Annotated in this window: 1 protein-coding gene; it reads left to right on the forward strand. The window is 55.4% G+C overall.

The genetic code is table 11. From position 1 onward, the window contains the following. Positions 1–1,231: alkaline phosphatase (gene phoA, locus FDW87_RS03270; protein ID WP_252362979.1), on the forward strand; the 1,231-nt coding region annotated here is incomplete at its 5' end. Positions 1,232–1,262: the final 31 nt, after the last annotated feature.

The following is a 1,262-nucleotide window of genomic DNA, read 5'->3' on the forward strand; positions in this document are numbered from 1 at the left end:
ACCTGCCAAAAATATTATTTTATTGATTGGCGATGGGATGGGTGACTCAGAAATAACGGCCGCGCGAAATTATGCCGAAGGCGCAGGCGGCTTTTTTAAAGGGATTGATGCTTTACCGTTGACCGGACAATACACGCACTATGCGTTGGATAAGAAAACGGGTAAACCCGATTATGTGACGGATTCTGCGGCATCCGCGACGGCGTGGACCACCGGTGTGAAAACCTATAATGGCGCGCTGGGCGTTGATATTCATGAAAAAGATCACGCCACAATTCTTGAAATGGCAAAAGCGGCGGGGCTGGCAACGGGCAACGTTTCTACCGCTGAATTGCAGGATGCTACCCCGGCGGCGCTGGTTGCCCATGTGACTTCGCGTAAGTGCTATGGCCCAGGCGTGACACGTGAAAAATGCCCAACCAATGCGCTAGAAAAAGGCGGTAAAGGGTCCATCACCGAACAATTACTGAATGCCCGGGCTGACGTTACGCTGGGCGGCGGGGCAAAAACGTTTGCGGAAACCGCTGCGGCAGGCGAGTGGCAGGGTAAAACGTTGCGTGAACAAGCCCTGGCCCGCGGTTATCAGATGGTGAGTGATACCGCGACGCTGGCGGCGATTACCGAAGCTAATCAGGATAAACCGCTGCTGGGCCTGTTCTCTGACGGCAATATGCCCGTGCGCTGGGAAGGTCCGAAAGCGTCTTATCATGGCAATCTGGATAAGCCGGTTGTGACCTGTACGCCAAATCCAAAGCGTGACGACAGCGTGCCAACGCTGGCGCAGATGACGGATAAAGCGATTGAGCTGTTAAGCAAAAATGAGAAAGGCTTCTTCCTGCAAGTGGAAGGGGCGTCAATCGATAAACAGGACCATGCCGCCAACCCGTGCGGACAGATTGGTGAAACGGTCGATCTGGACGAAGCGGTACAGCGCGCGCTTGCCTTTGCGAAGAAAGATGGCAACACCCTGGTGGTGGTAACCGCTGACCACGCACATGCCAGCCAGATTGTCGCGCCGGATACCAAAGCACCAGGTCTGACCCAGGCGCTGAACACCAAAGATGGCGCGGTCATGGTCATCAGCTACGGCAACTCTGAAGAGGAATCTCAGGAGCACACCGGCAGCCAGCTGCGAATTGCAGCCTATGGCCCGCACGCGGCGAATGTGGTCGGCCTGACCGATCAAACCGACCTGTTTTACACCATGAAAGCGGCGTTAGGACTGAAATAACCCGACGCCCGGCGGCAATACTTTTGCCGCC

Origin of the sequence: Citrobacter sp. wls826 (assembly GCF_005281245.1) — a bacterium.
In the GTDB taxonomy this organism is placed as follows: domain Bacteria; phylum Pseudomonadota; class Gammaproteobacteria; order Enterobacterales; family Enterobacteriaceae; genus Citrobacter; species Citrobacter braakii.